Here is a 24,057-nt window from a genome sequence, read left to right on the forward strand (position 1 = left end):
CAGATGAGTTCCCCGGATCACTTTCGACTTTCTCTGCGCATCGGGTGGAACGAACTGGTGAAGTTCCACCCGATGGCTATTAGTCTGAGCGAAGCGCAGGAATTATGAAAGACCTGTTTAGGATATTTTTGCAGGGATTATGCGGCCAAGGGCAAGGGTCCAGAAACTTCCTCAACGAGGTTACGAGTTTCGAGGAGTTCGCCATCGGGCGAGATCAGCGCAAGGCCAGCCGCCCGCGCAGCGAAGTGCTTGCGGAGCATGCGCTCCAGTTCCTTGAACACATATTCGGCCTCGCCGTAGATGGGTGTTGCCATCGAGGCGGATTTCTCTTCCCGCGCGCGGTCGCAGATCGCGTGGACGTTCGAGGAGAGCGCGCTGGCCTTCGCGGTCGGATACGGCATGGCGCCGCACTGCACGAAGACGACATACTCGTCGCGTTGCTGGGCGACAGCGATCGCAGGCTGAAGGGCTGAGAGGATAAGGCAGGTCATGGGCGGTCCTTTCAGAATTCGCCTGGGTACATGGGAGTGTCAGGGGTAGGGCGTACCGAGTCCTCGGTGATGGCCCGAACCTTGATATTGATGCGAACACGACTGTCTTCGCGGCTGTCCTTGTCGCGCTTCTTCTTGAGAAGGGCGGGAAAGAGGCGGTGGAGCATGAGCGAGTTCCTTCAGAGAGCGAGCGTGAGCTGGCCGGCCTTTTGGGCGGCCTCCTGCGCGGTGACGGGGATGCCCACGACACATGCGAAGGTGCGCAGGTAACTCTTGCGTCCGCGGCCTTTTACGAGGCGCGGCGCGAAGCTGATGAGGAGGCGTCCGCCGCCGCTAATCAGCAGGGCCGAGGTCCGATTGACGAGATCGGGATCCTCGGGAGTGTTCTCGACGACTGCGTCGTGGAAGCGAACCTCGCCGGTGCCAGAGGTGAGGCGGGCGCGGAAACGAAGCGTGTCGCCTGCAATTTTGATGAGACCCTGGGGTTCGACGGCGAAATTGTAAGGCCGGCTGGCCGCAGTCTTGCGGGCAGCAGGGGCCAGCCGCGTAGCGCGCTGAGCGGTCATTTTCATCCTCCTGAGCAGTTCACCCGATCAAGAAGAGGTGTTGCTGCGCATCTCCTTCAGGAGGTCGTCGACGACTTGCTCGTCGCTCTCGATTTGCATGATGAGGCGATAGCTTCCCTGGAAGGGGAAGATCTCCGGATCATAGCCGAAGAGTTCGGGCTTGGCCTTGATGGCTTCAGCCTCTTCCAAGGTCATGTCCTGGCGTGTGCGATAAGAACCTGAGGTGGCGATCATATCCGAGTTCCGATCAAGCGGCTTGAGCGATGGGAGCGGGGAAGGGTAGCTTCTCCGCATCGGGAATGACGTTGGTCAGCCAGCAGGCGCGGATATACATCTCGTGATTGCGCTGGCGCAGGACGGCGTCGTAGCCGTCGGGTTTGGCATCGAGGCTCTTGAGGCGCTCCAGCCGCTCGATCTCGGCATTGACGTAGCATTCCATGAGAATGCCGCCGATTACCGGCCCGACACCGGTGCCGGGCTTGTCACGCGCTTCGCAGGAAGCGCAAGGCGTAGCATGGTAGGCCGTGAAGAACTCGCGGCGGGTCATGGTGATCATGGTGGAAATCCTTGAGGCTCAGGCGAGGACCGGCTCGGAGGGAGCAAGCGACGGGAGGTCGGGCATCAGGCTGGGGCGCTCGACAAGGTTGAGCGTCTTGGCGCGGATCTTCATTGTCTCGTCAGAGACTGCGAAGCGAGCTGCCAGGCTGGAGACCTTCGCGTCATCATCTGCATCGGGCAATTCGAGCCAGAGCTTGCGGATCGTGGCGGCCGGCATGAGCATCTGAATGGCGAGCTTGTTGGCCATACGCTCATAGGAGGAATCGAGCGGGCTGAATTCGTTCAGGCCCTCGCCGAGGTCTCCCCAGAGGTTGAAGGTGTGGCGGCCGAAGCTGCGACGGAAGTGGAACTTGTCGCGGTAGAGCAGGAAAATCGCGAGAGCATGTGCAGCGATGAGGCGCTTACGCTGGTCGCTTTCGTTGCGATTGACGAGCACAGAATAGCTGCCGTCGGCGAGCTGTATCCAGCCGGAGACGTGGCTTTCGACAGGAAGCTCGTGATAGCCGATTTCCAACTCCTCGAAGATGGAGGGGAAATGCGCGGGCGGCTGGCGCACATGGCGCATGACAACAGACAGGTCGGTTTCCATCGGATACTCCCTGGAAGGCTCAGACGATCGTGATGACGCCTGGCTGGAACTGGACAGGCTCAAGCATGGCGCAGGTGCCATCGGTGAGCATGAGTGTGACGGCGCCCGAATTCGTATCGCGCGCGATCAGGTCGATCTGGTGTTCGGCAATCGCGCCGATGTCGCCATAGAGGTGGAACTCGCCATCAGGCGTGAAGCTGCTTTTCACCTCGGTGGCAGGGACGAGTGCGACGACGCCATTCATGGTGACGACGAGTGCGTCGATGAAGCCCATCTCCATCTGCCAATGGAGAATTCCGAAGTCAGACGGGAGATGGGAGTGGTTTTCGGTGGTGTCCATTTTCTTCCCTCGTGGATTGCGCTTCAGATGCCCAAAGCCACTAATGAGGAGGCGGAGGCGGCCGGCCTAAGCCAGCCGCTCTGCCAGGTAGCTGTCACCGTCGTCGTTCGCGGCGCAGGTGGCAGCCTTCTGCTTGGGGCGTGGAGCCCCAAGCGCCTTGATCGTCCCGCCATCGAACTGAACGGCGAGCTCGACCGGCTGGCCCGAGGAGAGAAGATCCCGGACTTTTTCGACCGAGTGGCCAAATGCCATTACGGTGCGGGACTGAGGGGCCTGGCCCTCACGGAGAAACTCCGCGTCCGTACAGATGAGATAGTCGGCTCCAGTGCCGGATACCTTCGTCTCGATGGACGTCGCGGTGATCGTAGCCACGAAGACCGGAGTGAAACGGCGGGCGGTAGGTGCTGTCATGATATGCGTCCCTTCTTTTTCATCCTCGGTTGAGGGGTCACATCCCAAAATGAGGAAGGAAGACTGCTGGTCGGGCCGAAGGGCCCTGACCATTCGCGAACGCGAAAAACTCGCCCTTGGGCGAACAAAAGAGTGCAACCTCTCAACAAGGCAAAACCGATCCAGAAAACAGAACTCACCCCAGATTGACCTGAGCCTCGCCACCGGTCCCATGAGGACTTCTCGAACCTTCGTTACCGCCTTGACCTAGCCACCCTTTGTCGCTGGCCTTCAGAGTGCTTGTAGATACCCACCTCTCGGCCTTCGGCTGGCATAGGTAATTCTCGGCGTTTCGTGCGCCGTGACCAAAGAAAAGCCCCGCCGGCGTGAGCCGACGGGGCTTCGGTGTTGCCTAGGCAACTGTGATGATCAGGCGGCGATCTCTTTCGCCTCGTCGTTGGCGGCAGCGACCCGCAGGGGCTCTTTCTTGCCGCGGACGACGTCTGCATCGACGATGACCTTCTCAACGCCCTGCATTTCGGGCAGGTCGTACATCGACTTGAGAAGGAGGTCTTCGAGCGTAGCGCGCAGACCACGGGCGCCGGTCTTGCGCTCGATCGCCATCTTGGCGATTTCACGCACCGCGCCCTCGTCAATGTCGAGCGCGACACCGGACATGCCGAAGAGGGTCTGGTACTGGCGCACGAGAGCGTTCTTCGGCTTCGTGAGGATTTCGGTGAGCATATCCTCATCGAGGTCCTCGAGTGTGGCGATGACCGGCAGACGACCGATGAATTCGGGGATGAGGCCGAAACGAACGAGGTCGTCCTGGGTCTTCTTGGCGAAGAGCTCACCGGTCTTCTGCTTCTTGGCGTCTCCGATGGAATTGCCGAAGCCCATCGAGCGGGTGACAAGGCGGCTTTCGATGATCTTGTCGAGGCCGGCGAAGGCGCCGCCGCAGATGAACAGGATGTTCGAGGTATCGACCGCGATGGTCTGCTCCTGCGGGTTCTTGCGGCCGACCTGGCCGCGGACATTGGCGACAGTGCCTTCGATGATTTTCAGAAGCGCCTGCTGAACGCCTTCGCCCGAGACATCGCGGGTGATGGAGGGGCCGTCGCCCTTGCGGGTGATCTTGTCGATCTCGTCGATGTAGATGATCCCACGCTGGGCCTTTTCGACGTCGCCGTCAGCTGCCTGGAGGAGCTTGGTGACGATGGAGTCGACGTCCTCGCCGACGTAACCCGATTCCGTGAGGGTCGTGGCGTCGGTGATGCAGAAGGGCACATCAAGGGCCTTCGCGAGGGCGCTTGCGACCAGCGTCTTGCCCGTGCCGGTGGGACCGATGAGGAGGATGTTCGACTTCTGCAGTTCGACATCAGTCTTCTGCTGCGCGTGGTTCAACCGCTTGTAGTGGTTGTGCACCGCGACCGAGAGGACGATCTTGGCGTGCTCTTGCCCGATGACGTAGTCGTCGAGGAATTCGCGGATTTCGCGAGGCGAGGGCATCTCGCCATTGGCAGCGATGCAGCCCTTCTCGATCTTCTCGAGAATCTGGTCGTGAGCAAGCTCAATGCATTCATCGCAGATGAACACGTTGGGCCCGGCAACGAGCTGCTTCACTTCGTCTTGGCTGAGGCCACAGAACGAACAGTGCAGCTTCTTGGGGGTGGTGCCTTGCTCCGACATAAAAATCGCTTTCCTTCCAAATTTCGTTGGCCCTCGTGGGCCTAAACAATTCAACTTTGGTCAGTCGGATCATGCTCGATCCTGGCTGACAGGCGCCCGCGCGCGGGCAGTCGCTCAAGGGCGATAGCAGGTCGAGATTATGAGGATGTTTTCATCTCGCCGTTATCGACAGGGGTGATTATTCCTTGGGCCACCAGTTCATTATAGTCCCAGCGCCGCTGAATCTGGGCATCAAGGTCGATGAATTTCCAATTTCCCTCTTTGCCTCGATCATCATTCTGGATGGTGAAAGAGGGTGAATGGAAGATCGTGTTGAGGCCTTCCCAACCCAAGCACCAATAGACCGTGAGGTCTGTAGCTGGAGAGTGGAAGGCGTGGACCTGCGAGGCGATGTCGGGATTCTTGGCTCCATCGCCGAGCATCTCGAAGAGGATGCGTGGGTCTTTTTGGGAGACGGTCCGCCAAGAGCCTTCGATATTGAAAGCCCAGGTAGGGCTTTCCGAACCTGCGGCGAAGGTGGTCTGGCAAAGGAGGCAGCCAAGGGCATCGGGATGGTTCCGAGCAAGCGCGGCAAGTTCGGGCTCCTCGAGTTCGAAGGAGCAGTCTTCGGAAGCGAAGCGCCGTGCAAGCAGGCCCAATAGCGAGCCACGATTGTGGTTCGCGATCAGATGTAGCTTTGATGCGTCGATCTTGATGCGCACTGATTTTCCTCATCTCAAACACGAGCCCGAAACTTCTGAGGGTAATTCTGGATTGAGCAAAATTTATACAATCAGGGCTTTCAGAAGGTTCCTGAGGCCTCTAGGATGTCCCTGAAGAATTCTGGGGAACTTCCATGAAAGCATCGAAAATTCTCATCGCGGGTTTGTTGGCAAGCGTGGCTGCGCCGGTGATGGCGCAGGACACTCCCGCGTTCCGCGTCCCGCTCCAGCAACAGACCACAGGGTCGACTGCGGATCCGGCGATGAGTTGGGTGCAGGATGTTTCGTCGTGTTCAACGACTTGCGGCACGGGAACACGGACGACGTCCTACCAATGTCAGGACGTTACCCAGTTCGACTATACTGCGGGCAACTTCGGCCCTGCCGAGCCTGATGCGCAGTGCGTGACCGCGGTAGGGGCGAAGCCGGCGAACGAAAGCTCTTCGTGCACCGTGTATAGCGGCTGCAATTACGACTGGGTCGCGCCGCCCGAGAACGTGACGCCGATCGCGCTCCCGGGTTATCCGGTCGGCCGCGAAGGCTGCGGCCAGGTGCAGAGGTCGTTCTCGCCATATTGCGAGCGTAGCGATGGAACCCAGCTTGCGGCTGGCGATCACGCATTCTGCTCGAACGACCTTCCGGATTACAATGACGTGCGCGACGGGGTGCCTGGTGCGCTCGGGTACGACAGCACGGCAATCGAAACGAGCTCGTGCGTCGAGATCGACCATCATTGGGATATTGGAGCATGGGGGCCTTCGTCGTCGACTTGCTCGGCGACGGCGTTCCAGACGCGTCCTGTATCGTGCATCCGAACCTTTGACGGAACGACGCAGGCTGACGCGGAATGCACCGCTCCAAAGCCGGCTACAAGCCAGACCAATCCCGATTACAGCGGCTGCAGCTATGCATGGCAGGCGACTGGCTGGGGAAGCTACGATTCGACCTGTTCGGGAACTGCGAAGCGCACGCGCACCGTCTGGTGTCAGCGCAGCGACGGCACTGGGGTAGGGGATGCATCGTGCGATGCTGGAACCCGCCCGGCCGACACTGATACCAATGCGGTGTACAGTGGTTGCACCTACGGCTGGCAGACGAGCGGCTGGAGCGCATGGGACTCGACTTGTTCGACCTCGGCAAACCGCACGCGCTCGGTCTGGTGTCAGCGAAGCGATGGGACGAATGTCGCAAGCAGCAATTGCGATGCGGGGACGATGCCTTCCTCGTCGCAGACACAGGGCGTCTATTCGAGCTGCTCCTATAGCTGGCAGACCAGCGGCTGGAGCGCATGGGACTCGACTTGTTCGACCTCGGCAAACCGCACGCGCAGCGTGACGTGCTTGCGGAGCGATGGAACAACCGTGGGGAATTCGAACTGCGACGCAGGCACGCAGCCGTCCGGATCGCAGACGCAAGGCGTTTACAGTTCCTGCAGCTATGGCTGGACGGCGACGGGGTGGAGCGCGTGGGATAGCAACTGCTCGACCACGGCCAACCGGACGCGAACGGTTACCTGCCAGCGTAGCGACGGCGCGACGGTCGCGGACTCGAACTGCACCACTGCTAAGTGGGCTGAGAGCCAGACACAGGCGCGCTATGGCAGCTGTACTTATGGCTGGACGGCAACGCCGTGGAGCGCATGGGATAGCAATTGCTCGTCGACGGCAAACCGCACCCGCAGCGTTACCTGCCAGCGCAGCAATGGCGATACGGTCGCGGACTCGAATTGCACCACTGCGAAGTGGGCCGAAAGCCAGACACAGGCGCGTTATGGCAGCTGTTCGTATAGCTGGGTAACGGGCGGCTGGAGCGGGTGGAGTTCGACGTGTTCGTCGGGCGCGGTTCGCACGCGATCGGTGACCTGTCGCCGGAGTGACGGCTCGACGGTCAGCGATGCAAGTTGTGACGCTGCAACGCGTCCTTCGTCCTCGGATACGCAGGCCGTATATTCGGGTTGCTCGTACAATTGGGGCACGAATGCGTGGGGAGCATGGGACAGCACCTGCTCGTCGAATGCGAACCGCACGCGCACGATCTATTGCCGTCGTAGCGATGGCTCGAATGTGTCGTGGTCGAACTGTGACGCCGGAACGCGTCCGGCGACTTCGCAATCGCAGGCTGTTTACAGCAGCTGCACCTACAGCTGGGTTCCGGGCGCATGGGGAGCATGGGACAGCACCTGCTCGTCGAGCGCAACGCGCACGCGGACCAATGGCTGCCAGCGAAGCAACGGAGACTGGGTTGGCCAGGCCAATTGTGACGCCGGCACGCAGCCTTCGACCTCTCAGACGCAGGCTGTGTACAGCGGCTGCGGCTACAGCTGGAACACTGGCGCATGGGGAGCGTGGAGTTCGACCTGCTCGAGCAGCGCAAACCGCACTCGGTCGGTTACGTGCCGCCGGAGTGACGGGGCAACGGTGAGCGATAGCTCTTGTGATGCCGGGACGAGGCCTTCGGGGTCGCAGACCCAGGCGGTCTATGGCGGCTGCTCGTACAGCTGGAATACCGGCTCTTGGAGTGCGTGGAGCTCGACGTGTTCGTCCAGTGCCACTCGCACTCGTTCGGTGAACTGCCGCCGTAGCGATGGCACGAACGTCGGCGATGCAAACTGCACGACGACCAAGCCTGCAGGATCACAGACCCAGGCTGTTTACAGCGGCTGCGGCTATGCTTGGAATACCGGCGCATGGAGTGGCTGGAGTTCGACGTGTTCGTCGACTGCCATGCGCACGCGTTCGGTGACTTGTCGCCGAAGCGACGGCACGACCGTAGGCGACGCAAATTGCACGACGACGAAGCCCGCATCCTCCGACACTGGGGCACAGTATGGAGGTTGCACGTACGAAGGTGCCTATGGAACGTGGAGCGCGTGCTCTGGTGGAACTCAGAGTCGATCGCTGACTTCATGCACCCGCTCGGATGGCGCGAATGTCGCGCTCTCGAACTGCACGAATAATGGAGTTCCGGCATCGGAAACCCAGTCGTGTGGACCGTGTGGTAGCTGGGTGATCGAAGGACAGAATCCTTACAGCGCCGCGGAAGACCCGTCGATGACGTCGGTCCAGAAAAGCATGATCCAGCCGACGAAGGATAAATTCGAGGCACATCCCTCGAATTCGTCTTACACTTGGGTGGGTACGCAGATCCACAATGGCGTCTACGATATGGATTACGACGATGATCAATATACGCCGGATGCTGACCTTTGTTTGGTGGATGGTCAGCAGTTCTATTCGTACTTCGGCGGGATTTCAAACACCGGCGGGAGCCGAGGCGGTTATAACGGCGCAGCCTGGGGCAAGTGTGTCTGCGATTGAGCAGGCTAGGTGCCACAAAATAAAGGGGCCGTCGGCGATGAGTCGGCGGCCCCTTTTACGTCTGGTTAGTGAAGCTTCGTCTTGTCGCTTAGGAGCGGCTGAGGGAAGTTTTGATGGTCGTACTCCGCATCTGTGGGGAGACGACCTGCGGGATCAGGCCAAATCAGCTGCAAGCCCGTCACGCTGGGGCCATCGGATGTATTAGTGATGTCTCCATGGCCTTTGGCCTGGGCGCGCTTGGTAGCGAGGACCAAGTGCGAGGCCAGCTTGTCTTCGGCAATTAGGCCAAGCTGCACAGGCACGTTGAGGGCCTTCTCGACCGTCATGCCAGCTTCCGGCTGGAGGTCGAGTGTCTTAATGCGATCGATCACGAGATTGAGCATCATGCGGGCCGTGTCTGGGCCGAGGCTATAGAGCACGAGCTCTGGCCAGCCGAGTTCGGCCAAGCCGACCGTGTAAGAGAAAGTCTCAGAAGGGGAATCCCCAGCGATAAACAACACGGCGTGACCGTGCGCGGCGACCTTCTCGTCCAGCTGCTCGATGAACTCTTCCATTGCTTCTTCGCGGTCAGGCGAAGAGCATACAGGGCAATCGTGGTCGTCGTCGTGATTGTGGTCGTGAGGCATTGAGCATTCTTTCAGGTCGAGAGTGACAGCAATGAGGCGGAGCCGTTTTCGTTCGGCCCCGCCTCGATGTCCAGGGCGGCGTATGCAGCCCGTCAGCGCGCGAAGCGACGCGTAGGCTGGTCGAGGCCGCCGAAGCCCAGCTGAGCGTCCTCAAGGGGGCGTATAGGGGCCTCAGGGAAGAATGTCCCTGGTGGCAGCTCGAGGATGCGAGCGCCGGCGCGTAGCTGCATCAGCAGGATGCCGAGCATATTGCGGCCGACGTACTTGCCGTTGCGGGGCTGGGCGCCCCAAAAGGCATCGCGCATCGAGATCTCGATGATGTCGCGAGTGCCAGTGGCCGCCAGGCGCTCCGCATAGTCGTGGGCGCCGAGTTTGCGGGTGAGGACATAGGCCATGGCGTGGACTTTGACCTCCTGCCAGTCGGGCCGAGTTTCGCTCTTCCGCTCGTAGGCCACCTTCTTCGCGCCCATCATGAAGGGCGCGTTCCGGATCGCCTCCTGGTGGTCCGGCAGGTGCGGGAAGCGCATCGCTTGGTATTGCGCTTCGGTTCCACGCCAGTGGAGGCCGCGGTCGTCGTAGGGGTAGTGGCGATTCATGTTGCTGTGCTCGCCATATTCCTCGGCGACCTTGCAGAAGGCTGCCTGACCTTCTGCATCCCAGCTCCGTATCGGTTGGATCGTAAGATCAAATTCCATCGGGGCTCCCTTTCTTCCCTCGTTGTGTCATCCAGTGACCACGAGATCCAGAAACGAGAAAATATTTTTTCCAGAACTCCCCCAATCGGCTGAATTCTTCCTAAAAGGGAAGAAGGCAGGCTGGAAAGCCCGCCTCCGATGCGGATCTAGGAGCTGCTTCGGTTGCGACACCAAGAGGGTTAGCCAGCTGCAAAGCCGGGGGGCTTACAGTTGGGGGACTTCCCGCCGTGGGGGCATGGTAGGGGTTCTGGCTCGCTCTCAAGGATCGGCGTCGGTGCGAATTTCCCCTCGCGCCGACGCCGATTTCGTTTCGGCTTTCATGCATCGCTGGCACAAAAAGAGCCGCGCCAGGTGTCGTGGCGCGGCTCTCTTGTCTTGGCGTGTGCGAGGCGATTAGCCTTCAGCAGCCTGATCTTCGCGGACTTCGCCGATGATCTTCACGCTGCCGCCGTCGTACTGGACAGCGAGTTCGACCGGCTGGCCTTCGACGAGCATGTCGCGCACGGCGTCTGCCGACTTACCGAAGGCCATTACGGTGCGTTCCTGGGCCGGCTTGTCGCCGCGTGCCACGGTGGCGCCGGTCATCTTGATGTAGGCGGTGCCGGTTGCGCTGGTCTTTTCTTCGATCGAAGCGCCCGGGGTGATGGTCGCTGCGAAGATCGGCTTGAACGTCGACTTGGGTGCTGCGTTGGCTGCGGTGGTCATCTCTGAAATTCTCCTGTTTTCATCCTCACCTTGAGGATCGTTTTTCAATTCTTCCCGAGTGAGGTCCTTGGAGGTGCGACGCTGTGCGTTCGGGCCGCATGCGCGCGTGTGCGCTGAGACCGTCTTTTGACGGGCAGGACTCTTCTTCTCTGGCGTTGGGGATTGGGCGGCCGTCCCTTCGGGGGACAGGTGGCGCAACTGTACAATCCAAGGGGCGCTTATTGCGCTATGAAGCGCGTGCGACCCGAAGGGCTCGAGGCGTTCACGTATCGAGTTCTCAACTCAAAAAGGCGGCAAGGCATCTTTCTGGAGCCTGCCGCCTTTCTTTTGGCTTATGCGGCCTGATCGAGAAGGCCGTGAACCGATTGCTGCTCGCGAAGCGTGCAGATGTCTTCGAGGACCTGATAGGCAGGGAGTTCGAGGATCAGGTCGGTTATCCGCGCCGAGTCCTGTTCGTCGAGACCGGCGTGGAGCAGCGGAAGCATGACGTGCCCGTAGGTCTCAAGGACTTCGGCGTGGGCGTTGTCGAAGAGGAACTCTTCCTCCTCGGCCGGGCGTTCGGATACGCCGGAAATCATTTCCGCGACGATGCTCTCTGCAGCGACTTCGTCGATGTTGAAGAGCCACAGAACGCTGGAGATTTCATCGGACAAGGTCGCGATGTCGGCGGTGGTGACGGCAGCCAGGCTGGCGGCCGGCATATCGCTTTTCTCAGCCTTGGCGCGCGGCAGTCCGATGACCTTGATCGAGCCGCCGTCGTGCTGAACGGCAAGCTCAACGGGCTTGCCCGGTACCAGGAGGTTCTTCACCGCATCGTGCGAGCGTCCGAACGCCATGACGGTGCGCGTAATCGGGGCCTTGCCTTTGCGCAGGACCTGAGCGCCCGTCATGCGGGTGTAGTCGGCGCCTTTGGCGGTGCGGAGAGCTTCCACGGTTTCCGGCACGATGAGTGCGGGAAAGATCGGCTGGAAGCGGCGAGCGGTAGCGTTGGACATTGCAAACCTCCTGAATTTTCATGATCTCGATGGGATCGAGAACTCAATTTCATTCAGTGGTCTGGAAGTTCGGTCGGGCCTGCAGGGATGACCGAATTAGAGGCGCTATGCGCCAGTGCTCTTTGGAGGAGAGCCTGAAATAGAAAATCGCGGGGTGCAGACCTGAGACAGTTGGCCTGCTCCCCGCGATCGTAACTGGCTGGGACTGGAGATCCGCCAGAAGGGTTTAATCCGTGGGGCAACCCCTGCTTGGGATTGGAGAGAGGAGAGAGGCCTGCCCCACGGACTAACTGGAAATCACATGGTGGCGTGCGAAGGGGTTTCCATGGCGATGATGCTGCGGAGCTCGGGGCTCTGGCAGATGTTCAGCTGGTTGTAGCCTTCGTAGAAAACAGAGAGGAAGAGGTCGATGTTGGCGAGCGTCGGAAGCTTGCGTTCGACGCTGTAATAGCAGGCGATTGCGTCGTCGATATCTTCGAATACGACGATGGCGCCGCCTTCGACTTCGAGCTTTTCGCGCGCATCGGCATCGAGCATCGAGAGGGCGTTGTCGATCACGCCGCGATTGCCGTCTGCCAGGTCCGGATCCACGGTCACCAGCATATAAGCGCTCTTGCTGCTCTTGCTGACTTCAGCGAGGAATTCGGTGTGCGAAAATGCGTTCATCTTTACGACCCCTGTTGTTTGTGACGGCTAATAGTGTGAGAGGCCGTCAGCATTGATGACAAGCGAAAAATCGCCGGCATCGAAAAATTCTTCCGAATTGATTTTTACCCCCGGTTCCAAGCCCGTCCGGCTGGTTCCGATGGATGAGCAAATGTCCGAGAAAGCGCGGCGCTTCAAGGTTTTTTCGGCCACCTGTGGTTTGCACGACCCTTGGTTACCGGATATTTACTATGTTATTCGGAAGAGGACTTTCGGGGGATTTAGCAGGCGGTTTTCGGGTATTTGCGGGGAAGCCCTATGCGCCGGTTAACTAACTGGAAACCGTATAAGCACGAGGTTCGCATAGTTGGCGATGATGCTTAATCAGGCAGCCACAGGTTCGTGGAGCATCAAGACCTGCACATCATCCCATGACCAGCCGCTATTCAGAAGCCTGACTGCGATGAGAGCGGTGTCATCCATTTTCCAGGTTCGGCCGCCGGTGGGGTCTTCGACACCGTCGCGGTTCGGCTCGACGAAATAACCTTGAGGGGAGCTGCCGAGCTTGAAGGCCGCGACGAAATCGTCGGGTACATCCATGTAGGGGATCCAGCGCTCGTCGAATTCGAGTTCTTCTCCAGCGGCGCGAGCTTCGGCGAGGGCCGCATGGAAAGCAGAGGAACGGTCATGGATCAGTTTTTGGCCCGGATACCGGACTTCCCATTCATCGCGCGGGATGAATACGGCGCGGTCTATCAGCGCGGCCCGGAGTAGAGCTTCGATGCGGTCGCGCAGCTCGTCCTCGATCTTGACCGGCCCGTCCTTGCGGAAAGAATTGAGGTGGATGTGTCGGTCGTCCGGGTACTGGCCGTCGAGCTTCGCAAGGAAGAGGTTGTGAACCCGCTCATCTCGTTCAGAGATCTCGATGACGCACTGGTGCGTATCGGTCTTCTCATGCCAGGCGAGGGCCGCCTTCGAGGCTACGCCGAGGTAGGTGTCGTAGATCGCGACGATCGACCACGAGACAGGCGTGCCGGATACGGAGAGGTGGAAGATCATGCGGGTTCCTTTGCGGGTGCGAAGACGTCGGCGATTGCGTCAGCCAAGGCTGCACTGTTGCAGGCATAGAGGCCGAGATTGGTCATCGGGTTCAGTTCGATGGCGCGGATGTTGCCGGTGGTGGCATCGAGCGCGAGATCGAGGCTGTACATCATGTCGTCGCCGACCTCAGTCGCCCAGACCTGAGCAAACGAGCGGGCGAATTCGATATACCGGGCAACGATGTCGGGATTTCGTGTCACGCTCGAACGATTGCGCACTTCTTCAGTGCGCGGGTCGAACAGGTCGCCTCGGTTATCCAGAGGGGTGAAGGCTTCGACACATCCAGCGCCGGTGGAGACTTGGTCGCCGACGATGATCATGCGGTATTCGTGGGTAGGCTCGAAGACGCCCTGGATGAAGAGCACGCCCTTAGCGCCTTCGTGCTGGACGAGGAACCATTCAAGGTCACTGCCGCGAACGGTTTTGTACCAGAGGTCGTCTGCTTCGGCTGGCATGGTGAGGCGGCACGCCGATTCTTTGAAGCGCGTCTTGATGAAGACCTCGCGGTGGCCAGCATCGTGCATCTCTTTGAGCACGGCATTGAGCTGGTGGGTGTCGGCATCGCAGATATGGAAGTCACGGCCCGCCGCTTCGAGGAAGGCGGTTGCGGTTGGATAGGCGGAAACAGCGCGAACGGCTTCAGCGTTGTTCCCGACCATGTCGACGTCGTCGGGGAAGCTCACGCTATCCGACCCGCGCCACATGCCATACATGAAAGCAGGGGCCGCCCCCGGACGGCTCGGCACATACGAGGTGCAGTCGCCATGCATGCGGATACGGCTGTCGGCGTCGAGTAGACGAACCTTGCCGCCGCTGATCCGGTCTGCCTCATGGAGCATGATTGCATTCTCGGCCCAGTCCTCGAAGTCGCGGATTTCGGGCTTGGCATCAGGAGAGTAGCGCAGCCACGTCTTGAGGATGTGAGGTGCGCGCTCGGCCGCTTCGGCAGGGTAGCTTGCCGGACCATGCATGCGGTGGAGGTAGGACAGGGTCATCTGGGGTCTCCAATCAGCCGATGCGGCTCAGAACGTAAGCAGCCTGCTGCGGCGCCATATCGAGCTGGTCACAGGCGATCTGGCTACCAGCGCTGCAGTGCTGAAGAGTAGTCATGCGCTGGCTCTGGGCGCGGCGGGCCGAACGGCGGCTGGGCTGGTCATCACTGCGCTCGAAGAGCGGCTGGGCCAGCCGGCGCGTGTGCTCGATCTCGCGCTGCGCACGGCGAACCTTGCAGGTGGTGCGGGTGAGTCCGCGGTTGAGGTTGCAGAAGTCCACGTTCCGGGTTTCGACGACACCGATGACATTCGAAACAACGTCAACGACGGTCTCGAGGTCTCCGGCATGAGCAGGAGCAGCAGGGGCTGTGAATGCGATAGCTGCGGCAGCAATGGCGAAAATCCGGATACGCATGGCATTTCCTTTCTAGAATCACTTCGCCCTAGAAATCGGACATCATCCCGATTTTTCTTTCGGAGGGCCGCGCTCTATGGGCGGCCCTCCGACACGTCGCCTGGTCAGGCGTATGCAGGAGCCTTGGGGGCGGGGGCCTCAGGAGCTTCCTTCGGATTGGTGATCGTCGCGCGGTAGTAGGAATGAACGAAGCCGCAGATGCCATCGGGCGAATAGCCGATGTCTCCGGTGGCGAGTTCGCCATCCTTGGCGGTCATCGTGATGGGGCCGGTCTTCGCCGCGTCGTGGAAGGTGCCGGCATACGGATTGTAGGTGGCGATCGCAGCGTCGCTGAACTGCAGGGGCTTGGACAGGTCGAGGCCAATGAGGTCTTGCACCGGCATGATGGCGTAGAGCACGAACAGGAAGTTCTGCGAGCACGCATTCTCGACCATCTCTTGCAGCTTTTCAGGCGAGACCAGCCGCTCCGAACGCTTCTTGAGGCCGCGCATGAGGTCTTCGCCCTCGTTCCGGTTGCCGGAGATCTTGCGATAGTCCGCGATCGAGTATCCCATGCGAGAGAGGGGATACTGAAGCTCGGGGCCGACATGGAGGTCGGCGAAGTCTGCCCAGGAGCGGTTTGACGAGATCATCTCGTCGATGGTGTAGCCTTCAGCCTTGATGAGGAAGATAGCCTCGCAAAGGTCGAAGCGGTCGAGCAGGTCGCGGGGCGTGCTGTCGTCTTCGTCTTCAAGGGCTTCGCAGATGGGGTCCTCAAGGGCGCTCAGCCAGTCCTCGTCATCCAGCTCGAGGCCGAAGTCTTCGAGGTCCGAGTTGATGGCGTTGATGGTCTTCGAGACTTCACCGCGGTTATAGTCCCACCATTCCCAGCGGAGGTCGGTGCCTTCCCCGAAGTGCTCGTACATGGCCTCGTTGATGAGGCCCTCTTCGGATATCTCGTCCGACTTTGCGGCCTTGGCCTTCGCTTCAAGGATCTTCGCGCCGAGCGAATTGCCCTGGTCGAGACTCATCGACTTGGAGCTGCGGTCGGTCTCGTAGCGGGTGTAGTAGAGGCCGGAGCAGAGCTTCGCGACGAACTTCTCCCCGCGGTCGGTCTGCAGGAAGAGGTCGGGATTGCCGGCTTCATGCGGCAGGATGCGGAAGTCGTATTCGTCGAGCTCGACCATGCCGGAGGAGGCAAGCTCGGGCATGAGGACCTGAGCGGTGGCATCGACGATCTTGTGGCGGCGAAGGAGGTCGTGCTGGGCAAGCACGGTGGCGGCCGTCGTCAGCAGGCGAATGTTTACGCGCTTGATGGCCGGAAGGCTGTCGTTCTTCGACAGGACGTGACGGTTGGCAAGGCCAGCACCAGCCGCGAGCAGGTCGAGAGCCTGAACGTGCTTGATGGCGATATCCTCGCCCTTGAGGTTGGCGGCGAGAGTGCGGGCGGTAGCGGTAATGTCGGTCATGGATCGTCCTCTTGGGGCGCAGACAGGATCGCAGCAGGGGTGAACCTGCCGGGGATGCACGCGTTTCCCGCATCTGCGCCGCGAAGATGGGCGATGAATACGGTAGGTATTTAGAGAGCCGCCGGGGCGGCAAGAGACATCGAATTTCCCGTGAGCTTGCGCTCTGCATGCAGGAGGCTCCGAAGGGCCCTCGGCCGAATGCCGGATGAAGCGTCGCCCTTCGCGGCGCCTCATCGGGGACTCGTAACCTTTCCTCCCACATTCGGGAGGCATGAAACTGGTCAGGACAAATTGCCGTCCAGGCTATGCCCGCCCACCGTCTGAAGGTGGGCGGGCGGTTTCCATCCGGCGGATGGTTTCAGCGTCAGCGCGAGAAGCGCGTTGGTCGCTCCCGGAAGCCGAAGCTGGCTTGCCGGTCATCAGCTGGGCTCCAGCTGGCAATGACGAGGTCGTTGGGGTCCGCCTTCCAGGCGGCCAGCGCGCTATCGTCCATCGTGGCGACCTTCACGATGACGTGGCCATGACACATGGCCGGCGCGCAGAAGCAGACAACGTCGCGATCTGCGATCTCGTTGCGGATGCGCGAAACCAGCGCATCGTTCTGCTTCAAATCCCGCTCGTATGCTTCCACGACTTGTTCTCGTGAAAGCTTGCCGATCTGATGCGGGTTGCCGAACGGGGCATCTTGCCCGCGGCGACCGCGTCCGATGTAGACAGACCCAGCGGGCTGGCCGTCGCGGCGAAGGTTGAGCACGCGTCCCATAATTCTTTCCTCTCTATGGCTCCTTGCAGACCAAGGGACGAAGAGAGTTATCCTACGGTCAGGAGAGTAATCGCCTGATCGATATGGGCATCAGTAATGCCCACATCCTCATCCGGCTGGATGTGCTGCGGCTGGTGCTGGGCGAGCACAGGGAAGTCATCAAGTATGACGAACCTGGCCGGTTGGGCGCGATCGATGTGGTCGGCAATTTCCTGACCACGGATGGAGAGATCGTCGTCGAGATCGTCGAGGTCGAGCGCGGTCATCCAGCCAGCCGGACCTTGATAGAGGGCCGAGCGGGCAATGCCTGCATTGCTGAGCAGGGAGAGAAGGTCATCAGGGGATCGACGACGGGTCGATGTGATGACCAAGCTCGCGCGGGTCGATTGCAGCAAGCGGACCAGCCGAGCGGCGAAGCGGGCAGGGATGACATCCCGGTGCGCCTTGCGCGGGATAAGGACGCCATCGATGTCGAGATAGATAATCATGGCGCTTTCCTTTGCAGAGTGGGCTCAGGCCTTCTGCCACTCCTCCAGTAAGTCTCGGACTTCACGGCCAAGGGCGGTGAGGGTGTATTCATATCCCTCGCCGCGCTTTTGACCAGGCTCGCCGCCCCATTTGACGAAGCGGCCGTCGACGAGACGGTTACCTCGGAATCCGGCGGCATAGAGCAGGTTCATCCCGCTGCCAGTGGCGCCTTTGTTTTTCATCTCGGCGATGGTCATCCAAGCGCCGGGAGTAGGGGCGAGGGCTAGCAGGTTCCTGCGTTTTGCAGGGGAGAGAGCTTGGGCGAGAACCTTGGGGTCGGACATGAGCATGTATCCTATCAGGATGAAGGGGCTAGCACGAGAAAAGCCCCGCCATGAAGGCGGGGCTTTCCAAGAGCTGCGGGTGTCACAGCGCAGCTGGGCAGTAAGGCTTAGGCAGCCTTCTTGGCGTCGGCCTTGCCCTTGATGCGGACCGTGCCGCCGTCGAACTGGCAGATCACGTCGACCGGCTTGCCTTCACGGAGCGAGCGAGCGACAGCGCGGTTCTCGCGTCCGAAGGCCATCACGGTGCGCGTCATCGACGGGCGGCCCTTACGCTCGATGAGCGCACCGGGCATCTTGCTGTAGCGCACGCCCTGGCTGGTGTTGCCCTTGACGATTTCGTTCGGGGTCACGGTTGCGACGAAGGTGGCGCTTGCGACGGTCTTCTTCTGCTGCGGCATGGGGATAATCTCCTGAATTTTCATTGATCGATTTTGATCAATCCTCCTTCCTTGAATTGTTGGAAGAAGCTCCCGGGTGTTCAGGCAACCCGGGCATATCTGCTGACCTATAGGGCAGCAGTGGTAGCGTCCCCTCACTCGGAGAGGACGCAGGTATCCCTCACGATTTGGCGAAGCGGTTTTCCGCTTCCTGATCGTCCCTCGAAGCGATGTAGCCGGAATTGTATGCGGCGCCGGCCGCCATCTCTTCCGGCGCGTCGCGCTTCCCGTCGCGCTGGTCCTTGTATCCGCGGATGAAGTCCAAGCGGCACGGGTCTTCGCGCGAACCCCACTGGTCGGCAGCGCCGCTTGCAAGCTCGTCGACGCTCGGGCGGATGAGAACAGTAGTTGTGGGCTGGTCGGTCATGGAATGCTCCTTGGTGTATAGTGACATTATAGATGGTTGAGGCGGCGGCTGGCGGGCATCAGCTCAGCTCTTCTCGGCAAGCTGGTTCGGAGTGACTTTGGCAGTCCGCCAGTTATGGACGACGCCCAACTTGTTGTGGTCGGCCCGGACATACTTGCCGACGGCGCGCGGATAGTCTCCGTAGGAGAAGCTGCGGGCCAGCCGCAGGACGTATCCCTCCCAGCCTTCGGGATTGGGCAGGGGCAGGGCGCGGATGGTCTTCTCATCGAAGGTGCCGCGCCAGATGACATCGACGGGATTGATCTCGAGCAGCTCGAACCATTCGAGCGTGTCATCCCAGGAGAGACATTCGTTGCGCTCGTTCCAGATCTGGAAGCCGAGGAAGAAGCTCGGGAGATTGTCGTAGGCGATCGAATGCTTCGCGTAGAGGTCTTCCCCGCACACGCGCCAGCCGGGCGGAATATCGAACGAGAAACGGGCAGCTTCGGATTTCACCATCGCCTGGCTGTGATGCGGGCGGCCATCGGGCGACCGGGCATGCAGGCGGCCATCAGGGTAGATGGTCGTGTTGCGGCCATCCCACTTGGTGGTGATCACGACTTCCTCGCCCTCGAAGGCGGCAAGTGACTGCATCATCTTGTCGTCATCGTTCATCCCGGGCGACCACGGGAGGTGGTAGGTGCGGGGGAAGCGGATGAGGTCGGTGTAGAGGTCGAGAACCTTGCCCTGCTTGAGAACCTTCTGGACACTCTCGTCGAAGAAGAGTTCGCCGCGGATCCTTTGGCCGTTGGCAAGGATGGGGTCTCCCCATTTGGTGTACGGCTGGTCCGCGTAGAGGTGCTCCGGCAGGACGATGCGCTTGATGCCACAGGCGTCGCGCACTTCCTCGCAGGACACGACGGTCTGCTCGCAACGCAGGTGACAGGGCTCGCAGACGCTGGCGCCGTTATCGACGAAGTACCCACCCTTTTCCTGAGGAGCCTGGAAGAGGCGACGTTCGATGATGTGATGAGCATCATCGGCAGGTGCGCCGCACAGGACGCACAGGTGGTTGTCGCGTGCGAACACGGACTCGCGAAACTTGTCGCGAGTGAGGAGAACAGGCGGCTTCATGGCGCGGTGTCCCTGGATCAGATTGTAGAACGGCCTGCTACGCGGTGAGCGCAGCGGGCGGGAAACAGGCTAGCCGAGCATTTCCAATGCCTTCAGAGCCAATCGCTTCATTCGCACATTGTCGAATTTGGCGATGTCGTCGAGCGGCACCCATTTGGCCTCGACGACTTCCTCTTCCTGCGGCTGGATCGTCTCATCCGCAGAAGCCTGCATGAGGAAGACGAAGTCGTGATGGCGATGGTCGCCTTCACCCTTGGCAGGCTTGGCCGGGATCGCGTGCGTATCGATATCGAGCGGCGTGCTGGTCTCGCCGGCGATGGGCATGAGGCGAAGTCGGCTTATGCCCGTCTCCTCTGTCGCTTCGCGCAGCGCCGCATCCTGGAGCGAAGGGTCGCCCTCGTAATGGCCGCCAGGCTGGAGCCAGAGGTTCAGCGACTTGTGGTGGACCAAGAGGGCGGACCGCGTCGATGGGTCGACGATGAAGGCGCTGGCCGTGATGTGTCCGAACATCGTCTTGCGGTCGAGGATGGTAGCCGGACCCACCTTGAGGTGGTCGGTGAACGGCCGGATGCGCTCTTCCTCTTCGGGGAAGTGCTTGAGATAGGCGTCCGTCTGCGCCGTGATTTCGCGGATAATCGACATGAGGCGGCCCCTTTAAGCAGCAATCGCGGCTGCGTCAGCATCATTTGCTGCAGCCTTGGGAGTACGGGCACGGGAAGCGAAGGAGATCATGGCGCCTTCGTGCGGCTGGTTGCGGCCGATTTCGCTGGGCTTGGCGGTGCGCCAGCGGCCGAGTTTGTCGCAATTCTTGTCGGCACGCTTGTCATGCACCAGCCGCCCGGATTCCCAGAGCGAGAGGGCGATGTCGTAGGCGTGATGCTTGCGATCGCCGAGAGGCAGAATGTCGACAAAGTTGCGCAGCTGCTCCGCGGTAGGGATGATGGCGATGCTCTCAATGTGAACGACCGAGCTGACGGCTACGTGGCCGTTGGCAAGGTCATCGAGGCACTGGCCGAGGTGATGGCCGACAAGTTTGGGTTCCTGGCGCATATCAGCCCTTGTCAGCCTTCGGCGCGAGCGACGGGAAGGCGCGGGCCAGCATCGAGCGGAAGATGTGCACGCTGGTCATGCTCTCGTCCCAGTCGGTGGTCTCACCACCGACGTAATTGTCGAGGTCACGGTTGATCTCTTCGCGAGCATCGCAACCCGCTTCGATGATCTCGTCCGGGATACCGTTGAGAACGTATTCCGGATCGCGTGCCAGCATGGTGCGGATCTTGGCCTCGATGTCGTCGGCAGTGTCGCCAATGGCGGCGGCCGGCAGCGCACGCTGCTCTTCGGTATGGGCAACGCCCCCGAAGTTCATCAGGTCGTAGACGAGGCGCAGATAGTCCTCGTTGTCGCTGCGGAGGCGAATGAGGCCGATCTGGCGATGTCCGAAGTAGCGCTGTTCGACGACGCTGAGGTCGCTCCAGCGATGCTCGTTCTCGGTGCCGACGAAGATAGGGAATTCATCGTTCACGTAGCGCATGATGGACGTGACGCGCTGCTGGCCGTCGATCAGCCAGTTGTCGGTATGGACGAAGCGTCCGTTCTTAGTCGGGAAGTCATGGCCATTGTTGTAGGCGATGGTGCCCAGGCTAATGCCGAGATAGGCGCTTTCGACGAAGCGGACCATGCGCTGTTCGTCCCAGACGACGGGGCGCTGGAAGGGAGGCAGGAAGAAGCGCGACAAGCGCGGCTGGCTCATATCCCAGAGATCATGGTCGCCGCGGCCTTCCCGAATGGGAAAGGTATCCTCGGAGATGAGCATGTCGAGCATCATCGAGGAGATCTCACCATCAACGATAGGGAGAGGAAGGTGAGGGCGGTCGGCCTTCCAGCGGGCCTTCTGTTCGTCGGTGTCGTACATGGTCGTCCTCGTATTAGGCGGCGAGCGGGAGGGGGGAAGGATTCGGGAATTCGAATTCGCCGATCATGTCTTCCATCGGGATCTCGTATCCCTCGTAGGGGTCAGTCCGGAGCGGGGAGGGCGCGTAATAGCGCGACCATGCGCCACCGGGGCGTTGAACGATCTGCACATGTTGAGCAGAGGATGCGGAACGCAGTTCGCTTGCGACAGCGACCAGCACTTCCATCATAGTCGAAGTCAGGGCGTTCCGGTGGATGGGATGGCTGATTTTCTCAGCCAGCCGGGCTTTGTGATAGCTCGAGACGATAGGCCCCATAGTCGTCGCCTTGATGGCGTCGGGGAAAATGGGCGAGGCGGCACGGCCCAGGTGGACAGCCTGCGCGATGAAGAGCGCGCGGTGGACGGTCAGCGGGCAGGCGCAGACGCCCATGTGCTGCTGAAGCACCTGAACCGCGCCGAAGAGCGGGTTTGCAACCGGATGAGCTCCGGGAAGCAACGTCAAAATGCGACTGAGCATTCTTTCCTCCATGCAGTAATTGCATCTGGAGGAGTTCAAATCCCGAGGGTCTTCTTCCTTCGGGTTAAGTATGGGGAAGACGAGACGCCCAGCCCCGGCCAGCACTCATGTGGGTAGGGTGCGGAGGTCGTAGACTGGACGTCGCGCGCCCGTTGAATGAAACAAATGATACATTCAAGGGGGTGCTTTGACCCAGCTCCTTAAAGGGAGCCGGATCGAGGCAGGTGAGAGAGGAGCGAGACCAGCGCGTTAGCGCGAGCTCGTGCGCTCTCTTCGCCGCCGTCTTCGGCCTCATCGTCATTGGCGGACACGACAGCGAATTCGAATTCGTTCTGCTCGGCGTCGGTGACGAGGACCTGGAAGGTGGAGCCGTCGAACTGCGAAACCCGTGCAGCGCGATAGAGGGGCGGAAGCTGGGCATCTAAGGCCGCCGCGCAACGCTTGGCCAATGCGTGAGCTTCGGCTTCGTCGATGCTGGAATCGTCATCGCCTTCTTCGAACTCTTCGTCCCATTCTTCAGCGTCAACGACGTGGAAGGTGGCAACGGGCGTGCCGTCGCCGCGAGACAGAACGGTTTCAGGGCCGTGAGAGTCTACCTCGTGCGACTGGGCGTTGGTCACCGGGACCAGCCGGACGGTGAGGCCGGCGTGCGAGAAGGCGAAGACTTCGTCGGGGTCGGCGTCGCAGAGCATGGCGGAGAGATGTTCTGCCGAAGCGTGTTCGGCTGCCTGGTCGTCGATATATTCGTCGAGCAGGGTATCGCGAGCGCGGACCCAAGCGCTGCGGTCATCGCCGCAGCTGGTGTCGAGGTCGTCTGCGAGGTAGGTCTCGCTGAGCATGACGCCGTTGAATTCGAAGGTTGCGGTCCAGCCGAGGATTGTGATCGGGGCGAGGGTGGCAGTGGCATTGGTCATATCGGTAGCTCCGTAGATGCTCCAGGCTATCTGCGCTGGAGCAGGGGTAAGGCCCTGTGGAGCGGTCCGGTAGTAAATCCGGCAGGTCTGCCCGCGAGCCTGGGCTCGGTCGCGGCGTCCTGCTAAGCTGCCTAGTCCGCAGAGGCTCGTGAACCTCTTTCATTCCCCTCATGGGGAACACTAATCTGATCACAGATTATGCAATTCTGCTTTTCAGCTGGCGCTTTGCCGGCTGGGGTCGAAGAACTTGAGATCCGACCTGTCGCAGTCGGCGAGCTTGTCCATGAGGACGAGAGCGCCCGCGTCACGGTTTCCGTGAAGGAAGGTCAGATGATTGATGGCACGGGTCATCATGGTCTGGCCGACCTGGTCTCGTACGAAGCGGCCCTCGAGCATTTCGACGACGTCGGTATAGTCTTGGGAAGGGTCGCCGTAGTTCATCGGGTGGCGAGCAGAGCTTTGGCCCGCTGGACGGTGGGCGAGTTCTGGTGGAGGCGGTAGAAGTCGCAAGCGGGAGCCTCTGCCATTCGGCTGGCCGCCTCGGCCACCGAGGCTTCGTAGTTGCGCTCGGATGTGCCGACAGTGTCATCGTATTCGGCCTGAATGATAAGGCCGTTGATTAGAAGGTCGCGCTGTTCTTCCTTCTGCTTCTCGATCAGCGGATGCAGCTTGTCTGCAAGGTGGGCCTGAATGCGGTAGAGGCCTGCAAGGACTTGAGCGCGATACGCAGCAGCTTCGCGCCCAATTTCAGTCTTGAGAAGGTGATGCTCAGCCGGATCGGTGACTTCGATGAGGCAGCGGGCCGAAATGCCGCCATTCGCCCAGGACTGGCCCATGATGTAGGCCTGTTCACGCCGCTCATCGTCAGCGATGGCTGGAGTAGCCGCTGCGAGAGCGAGAGCAGGGGCGAACAGGAGGTGTTGGATACGCATGGATTCTCCTTTGGAAGGATCGGTAAC

The 24,057-nt window shown here is 60.6% G+C and carries 36 protein-coding genes and 2 pseudogenes; 3 read left to right on the forward strand and 35 right to left on the reverse strand.

The features are described 5' to 3' along the window. Nucleotides 1-137: 137 nt before the first annotated feature. From DVR09_RS17715 to DVR09_RS15720, 10 genes are all read right to left on the reverse strand, one after another. Nucleotides 138-491, reverse strand: coding sequence for a hypothetical protein (locus DVR09_RS17715; RefSeq protein WP_234041652.1), 354 nt, complete (start codon nucleotides 489-491; stop codon nucleotides 138-140). Between the two features lie 11 nt (nucleotides 492-502). Beyond that, the gene (locus DVR09_RS17290; RefSeq protein ID WP_162815033.1) at nucleotides 503-658 is read right to left on the reverse strand and encodes a hypothetical protein; all 156 of its coding nucleotides are present in this window, start codon (nucleotides 656-658) and stop codon (nucleotides 503-505) included. Between the two features lie 12 nt (nucleotides 659-670). Then, nucleotides 671-1,057, reverse strand: a complete 387-nt coding sequence (locus DVR09_RS15685) for a hypothetical protein (protein ID WP_162815034.1) — start codon at nucleotides 1,055-1,057, stop codon at nucleotides 671-673. 27 nt (nucleotides 1,058-1,084) lie between these two features. Further along, a complete protein-coding gene (locus tag DVR09_RS15690) occupies nucleotides 1,085-1,291 on the reverse strand; it encodes a hypothetical protein (RefSeq protein WP_115418208.1) in 207 nt (68 codons plus the stop codon). A gap of 13 nt (nucleotides 1,292-1,304) precedes the next feature. Next, nucleotides 1,305-1,613 carry a hypothetical protein gene (locus DVR09_RS15695; protein ID WP_115418209.1) on the reverse strand — a complete coding sequence of 103 codons (309 nt, stop codon included), beginning with the start codon at nucleotides 1,611-1,613 and terminating at the stop codon, nucleotides 1,305-1,307. Nucleotides 1,614-1,631: 18 nt separating this feature from the next. After that, a complete protein-coding gene (locus tag DVR09_RS15700) occupies nucleotides 1,632-2,204 on the reverse strand; it encodes an ImmA/IrrE family metallo-endopeptidase (RefSeq protein WP_162815035.1) in 573 nt (190 codons plus the stop codon). Between the two features lie 19 nt (nucleotides 2,205-2,223). Beyond that, the gene (locus tag DVR09_RS15705) at nucleotides 2,224-2,544 is read right to left on the reverse strand and encodes a hypothetical protein (protein WP_115418211.1); all 321 of its coding nucleotides are present in this window, start codon (nucleotides 2,542-2,544) and stop codon (nucleotides 2,224-2,226) included. A gap of 66 nt (nucleotides 2,545-2,610) precedes the next feature. Beyond that, on the reverse strand, nucleotides 2,611-2,955 hold the full coding sequence (locus DVR09_RS15710; protein ID WP_162815036.1) for a hypothetical protein: 345 nt from the start codon (nucleotides 2,953-2,955) through the stop codon (nucleotides 2,611-2,613). A 408-nt stretch (nucleotides 2,956-3,363) separates the two neighbouring features. Next, nucleotides 3,364-4,623, reverse strand: coding sequence for an ATP-dependent Clp protease ATP-binding subunit ClpX (clpX, locus tag DVR09_RS15715; protein WP_115418213.1), 1,260 nt, complete (start codon nucleotides 4,621-4,623; stop codon nucleotides 3,364-3,366). A gap of 137 nt (nucleotides 4,624-4,760) precedes the next feature. Further along, nucleotides 4,761-5,324, reverse strand: coding sequence for a hypothetical protein (locus DVR09_RS15720; RefSeq protein ID WP_115418214.1), 564 nt, complete (start codon nucleotides 5,322-5,324; stop codon nucleotides 4,761-4,763). A gap of 263 nt (nucleotides 5,325-5,587) precedes the next feature. Between DVR09_RS15720 and DVR09_RS17985 the strand changes: the two are divergent. Continuing rightward, a pseudogene (locus DVR09_RS17985) lies at nucleotides 5,588-6,142 on the forward strand (hypothetical protein); the annotation flags it as partial. A 440-nt stretch (nucleotides 6,143-6,582) separates the two neighbouring features. Here DVR09_RS17985 and DVR09_RS17815 read toward each other — a convergent pair. Continuing rightward, the gene (locus DVR09_RS17815) at nucleotides 6,583-6,714 is read right to left on the reverse strand and encodes a hypothetical protein (RefSeq protein ID WP_267899725.1); all 132 of its coding nucleotides are present in this window, start codon (nucleotides 6,712-6,714) and stop codon (nucleotides 6,583-6,585) included. Here DVR09_RS17815 and DVR09_RS17990 point away from each other — a divergent pair. After that, a pseudogene (locus DVR09_RS17990) lies at nucleotides 6,686-7,195 on the forward strand (hypothetical protein); the annotation flags it as partial. The gene DVR09_RS17815 and the pseudogene DVR09_RS17990 sit on opposite strands and share 29 nt — an antisense overlap. Here DVR09_RS17990 and DVR09_RS15730 read toward each other — a convergent pair. Next, nucleotides 7,093-7,356: a hypothetical protein gene (locus tag DVR09_RS15730; protein WP_115418216.1), complete on the reverse strand. Its 264-nt coding sequence runs from the start codon at nucleotides 7,354-7,356 to the stop codon at nucleotides 7,093-7,095. The pseudogene DVR09_RS17990 and the gene DVR09_RS15730 overlap by 103 nt on opposite strands. 973 nt (nucleotides 7,357-8,329) lie before the next feature. Here DVR09_RS15730 and DVR09_RS15740 point away from each other — a divergent pair. Next, nucleotides 8,330-8,641, forward strand: a complete 312-nt coding sequence (locus DVR09_RS15740; protein WP_115418218.1) for a hypothetical protein — start codon at nucleotides 8,330-8,332, stop codon at nucleotides 8,639-8,641. Between the two features lie 65 nt (nucleotides 8,642-8,706). Here the strand turns inward: DVR09_RS15740 and DVR09_RS15745 are convergent, their stop codons facing one another. The 23 genes from DVR09_RS15745 to DVR09_RS15850 all read right to left on the reverse strand — a co-directional run bounded on the left by DVR09_RS15745 (nucleotide 8,707) and on the right by DVR09_RS15850 (nucleotide 24,030). Next, complete coding sequence (locus DVR09_RS15745; protein ID WP_115418219.1) at nucleotides 8,707-9,267, reverse strand: DUF4262 domain-containing protein; 561 nt, start codon at nucleotides 9,265-9,267, stop codon at nucleotides 8,707-8,709. Nucleotides 9,268-9,359: 92 nt separating this feature from the next. Continuing rightward, nucleotides 9,360-9,962 (reverse strand): NADAR family protein, encoded by a 603-nt coding sequence (locus DVR09_RS15750; protein WP_115418220.1) that lies wholly within the window; start codon nucleotides 9,960-9,962, stop codon nucleotides 9,360-9,362. A gap of 393 nt (nucleotides 9,963-10,355) precedes the next feature. After that, a complete protein-coding gene (locus DVR09_RS15755; RefSeq protein ID WP_115418221.1) occupies nucleotides 10,356-10,667 on the reverse strand; it encodes a hypothetical protein in 312 nt (103 codons plus the stop codon). A gap of 332 nt (nucleotides 10,668-10,999) precedes the next feature. Next, nucleotides 11,000-11,662 carry a hypothetical protein gene (locus DVR09_RS15760; protein WP_115418222.1) on the reverse strand — a complete coding sequence of 221 codons (663 nt, stop codon included), beginning with the start codon at nucleotides 11,660-11,662 and terminating at the stop codon, nucleotides 11,000-11,002. A gap of 297 nt (nucleotides 11,663-11,959) precedes the next feature. After that, entirely contained in the window at nucleotides 11,960-12,328 is a 369-nt protein-coding gene (locus DVR09_RS15765) for a hypothetical protein (protein ID WP_115418223.1), read from the reverse strand. Nucleotides 12,329-12,355: 27 nt separating this feature from the next. Further along, nucleotides 12,356-12,520 carry a hypothetical protein gene (locus tag DVR09_RS17295; RefSeq protein WP_162815038.1) on the reverse strand — a complete coding sequence of 55 codons (165 nt, stop codon included), beginning with the start codon at nucleotides 12,518-12,520 and terminating at the stop codon, nucleotides 12,356-12,358. Nucleotides 12,521-12,691: 171 nt separating this feature from the next. Continuing rightward, a complete protein-coding gene (locus DVR09_RS15770) occupies nucleotides 12,692-13,366 on the reverse strand; it encodes a hypothetical protein (RefSeq protein ID WP_115418224.1) in 675 nt (224 codons plus the stop codon). Further along, entirely contained in the window at nucleotides 13,363-14,403 is a 1,041-nt protein-coding gene (locus DVR09_RS15775) for a hypothetical protein (protein ID WP_115418225.1), read from the reverse strand. Before DVR09_RS15775 ends, DVR09_RS15770 begins: the two co-directional genes overlap by 4 nt. Nucleotides 14,404-14,416: 13 nt before the next feature. After that, nucleotides 14,417-14,815, reverse strand: a complete 399-nt coding sequence (locus DVR09_RS15780; RefSeq protein ID WP_115418226.1) for a hypothetical protein — start codon at nucleotides 14,813-14,815, stop codon at nucleotides 14,417-14,419. A gap of 104 nt (nucleotides 14,816-14,919) precedes the next feature. Beyond that, on the reverse strand, nucleotides 14,920-16,263 hold the full coding sequence (locus DVR09_RS15785) for a hypothetical protein (RefSeq protein ID WP_115418227.1): 1,344 nt from the start codon (nucleotides 16,261-16,263) through the stop codon (nucleotides 14,920-14,922). Nucleotides 16,264-16,627: 364 nt separating this feature from the next. Next, entirely contained in the window at nucleotides 16,628-17,026 is a 399-nt protein-coding gene (locus DVR09_RS15790; protein ID WP_115418228.1) for a DUF4326 domain-containing protein, read from the reverse strand. 47 nt (nucleotides 17,027-17,073) lie between these two features. Then, complete coding sequence (locus DVR09_RS15795; protein ID WP_115418229.1) at nucleotides 17,074-17,514, reverse strand: HAD domain-containing protein; 441 nt, start codon at nucleotides 17,512-17,514, stop codon at nucleotides 17,074-17,076. Between the two features lie 24 nt (nucleotides 17,515-17,538). Continuing rightward, entirely contained in the window at nucleotides 17,539-17,838 is a 300-nt protein-coding gene (locus tag DVR09_RS15800) for a hypothetical protein (protein ID WP_162815039.1), read from the reverse strand. A 107-nt stretch (nucleotides 17,839-17,945) separates the two neighbouring features. Then, nucleotides 17,946-18,236 (reverse strand): hypothetical protein, encoded by a 291-nt coding sequence (locus tag DVR09_RS15805; RefSeq protein ID WP_162815040.1) that lies wholly within the window; start codon nucleotides 18,234-18,236, stop codon nucleotides 17,946-17,948. Nucleotides 18,237-18,396: 160 nt separating this feature from the next. Next, nucleotides 18,397-18,642 (reverse strand): hypothetical protein, encoded by a 246-nt coding sequence (locus DVR09_RS15810; protein WP_115418232.1) that lies wholly within the window; start codon nucleotides 18,640-18,642, stop codon nucleotides 18,397-18,399. A gap of 63 nt (nucleotides 18,643-18,705) precedes the next feature. Further along, nucleotides 18,706-19,755: an RNA ligase family protein gene (locus tag DVR09_RS15815; RefSeq protein WP_115418233.1), complete on the reverse strand. Its 1,050-nt coding sequence runs from the start codon at nucleotides 19,753-19,755 to the stop codon at nucleotides 18,706-18,708. Nucleotides 19,756-19,824: 69 nt separating this feature from the next. Continuing rightward, nucleotides 19,825-20,397 (reverse strand): NUDIX hydrolase, encoded by a 573-nt coding sequence (locus tag DVR09_RS15820; RefSeq protein WP_115418234.1) that lies wholly within the window; start codon nucleotides 20,395-20,397, stop codon nucleotides 19,825-19,827. Nucleotides 20,398-20,409: 12 nt separating this feature from the next. Further along, on the reverse strand, nucleotides 20,410-20,805 hold the full coding sequence (locus tag DVR09_RS15825; RefSeq protein WP_115418235.1) for a hypothetical protein: 396 nt from the start codon (nucleotides 20,803-20,805) through the stop codon (nucleotides 20,410-20,412). Between the two features lies 1 nt (nucleotide 20,806). Then, nucleotides 20,807-21,667 (reverse strand): DUF262 domain-containing protein, encoded by an 861-nt coding sequence (locus tag DVR09_RS15830; RefSeq protein ID WP_115418236.1) that lies wholly within the window; start codon nucleotides 21,665-21,667, stop codon nucleotides 20,807-20,809. Between the two features lie 13 nt (nucleotides 21,668-21,680). Further along, nucleotides 21,681-22,184, reverse strand: coding sequence for a Panacea domain-containing protein (locus tag DVR09_RS15835; RefSeq protein WP_115418237.1), 504 nt, complete (start codon nucleotides 22,182-22,184; stop codon nucleotides 21,681-21,683). 200 nt (nucleotides 22,185-22,384) lie between these two features. Continuing rightward, nucleotides 22,385-23,098, reverse strand: a complete 714-nt coding sequence (locus tag DVR09_RS15840; RefSeq protein WP_115418238.1) for a hypothetical protein — start codon at nucleotides 23,096-23,098, stop codon at nucleotides 22,385-22,387. Between the two features lie 213 nt (nucleotides 23,099-23,311). Further along, on the reverse strand, nucleotides 23,312-23,539 hold the full coding sequence (locus DVR09_RS15845) for a hypothetical protein (protein ID WP_115418239.1): 228 nt from the start codon (nucleotides 23,537-23,539) through the stop codon (nucleotides 23,312-23,314). Further along, nucleotides 23,536-24,030 carry a hypothetical protein gene (locus DVR09_RS15850; protein WP_115418240.1) on the reverse strand — a complete coding sequence of 165 codons (495 nt, stop codon included), beginning with the start codon at nucleotides 24,028-24,030 and terminating at the stop codon, nucleotides 23,536-23,538. Before DVR09_RS15850 ends, DVR09_RS15845 begins: the two co-directional genes overlap by 4 nt. Nucleotides 24,031-24,057 lie beyond the last annotated feature (27 nt).

The sequence above is a fragment of the Erythrobacter aureus genome, assembly GCF_003355455.1.
Classification (GTDB): domain Bacteria; phylum Pseudomonadota; class Alphaproteobacteria; order Sphingomonadales; family Sphingomonadaceae; genus Qipengyuania; species Qipengyuania aurea.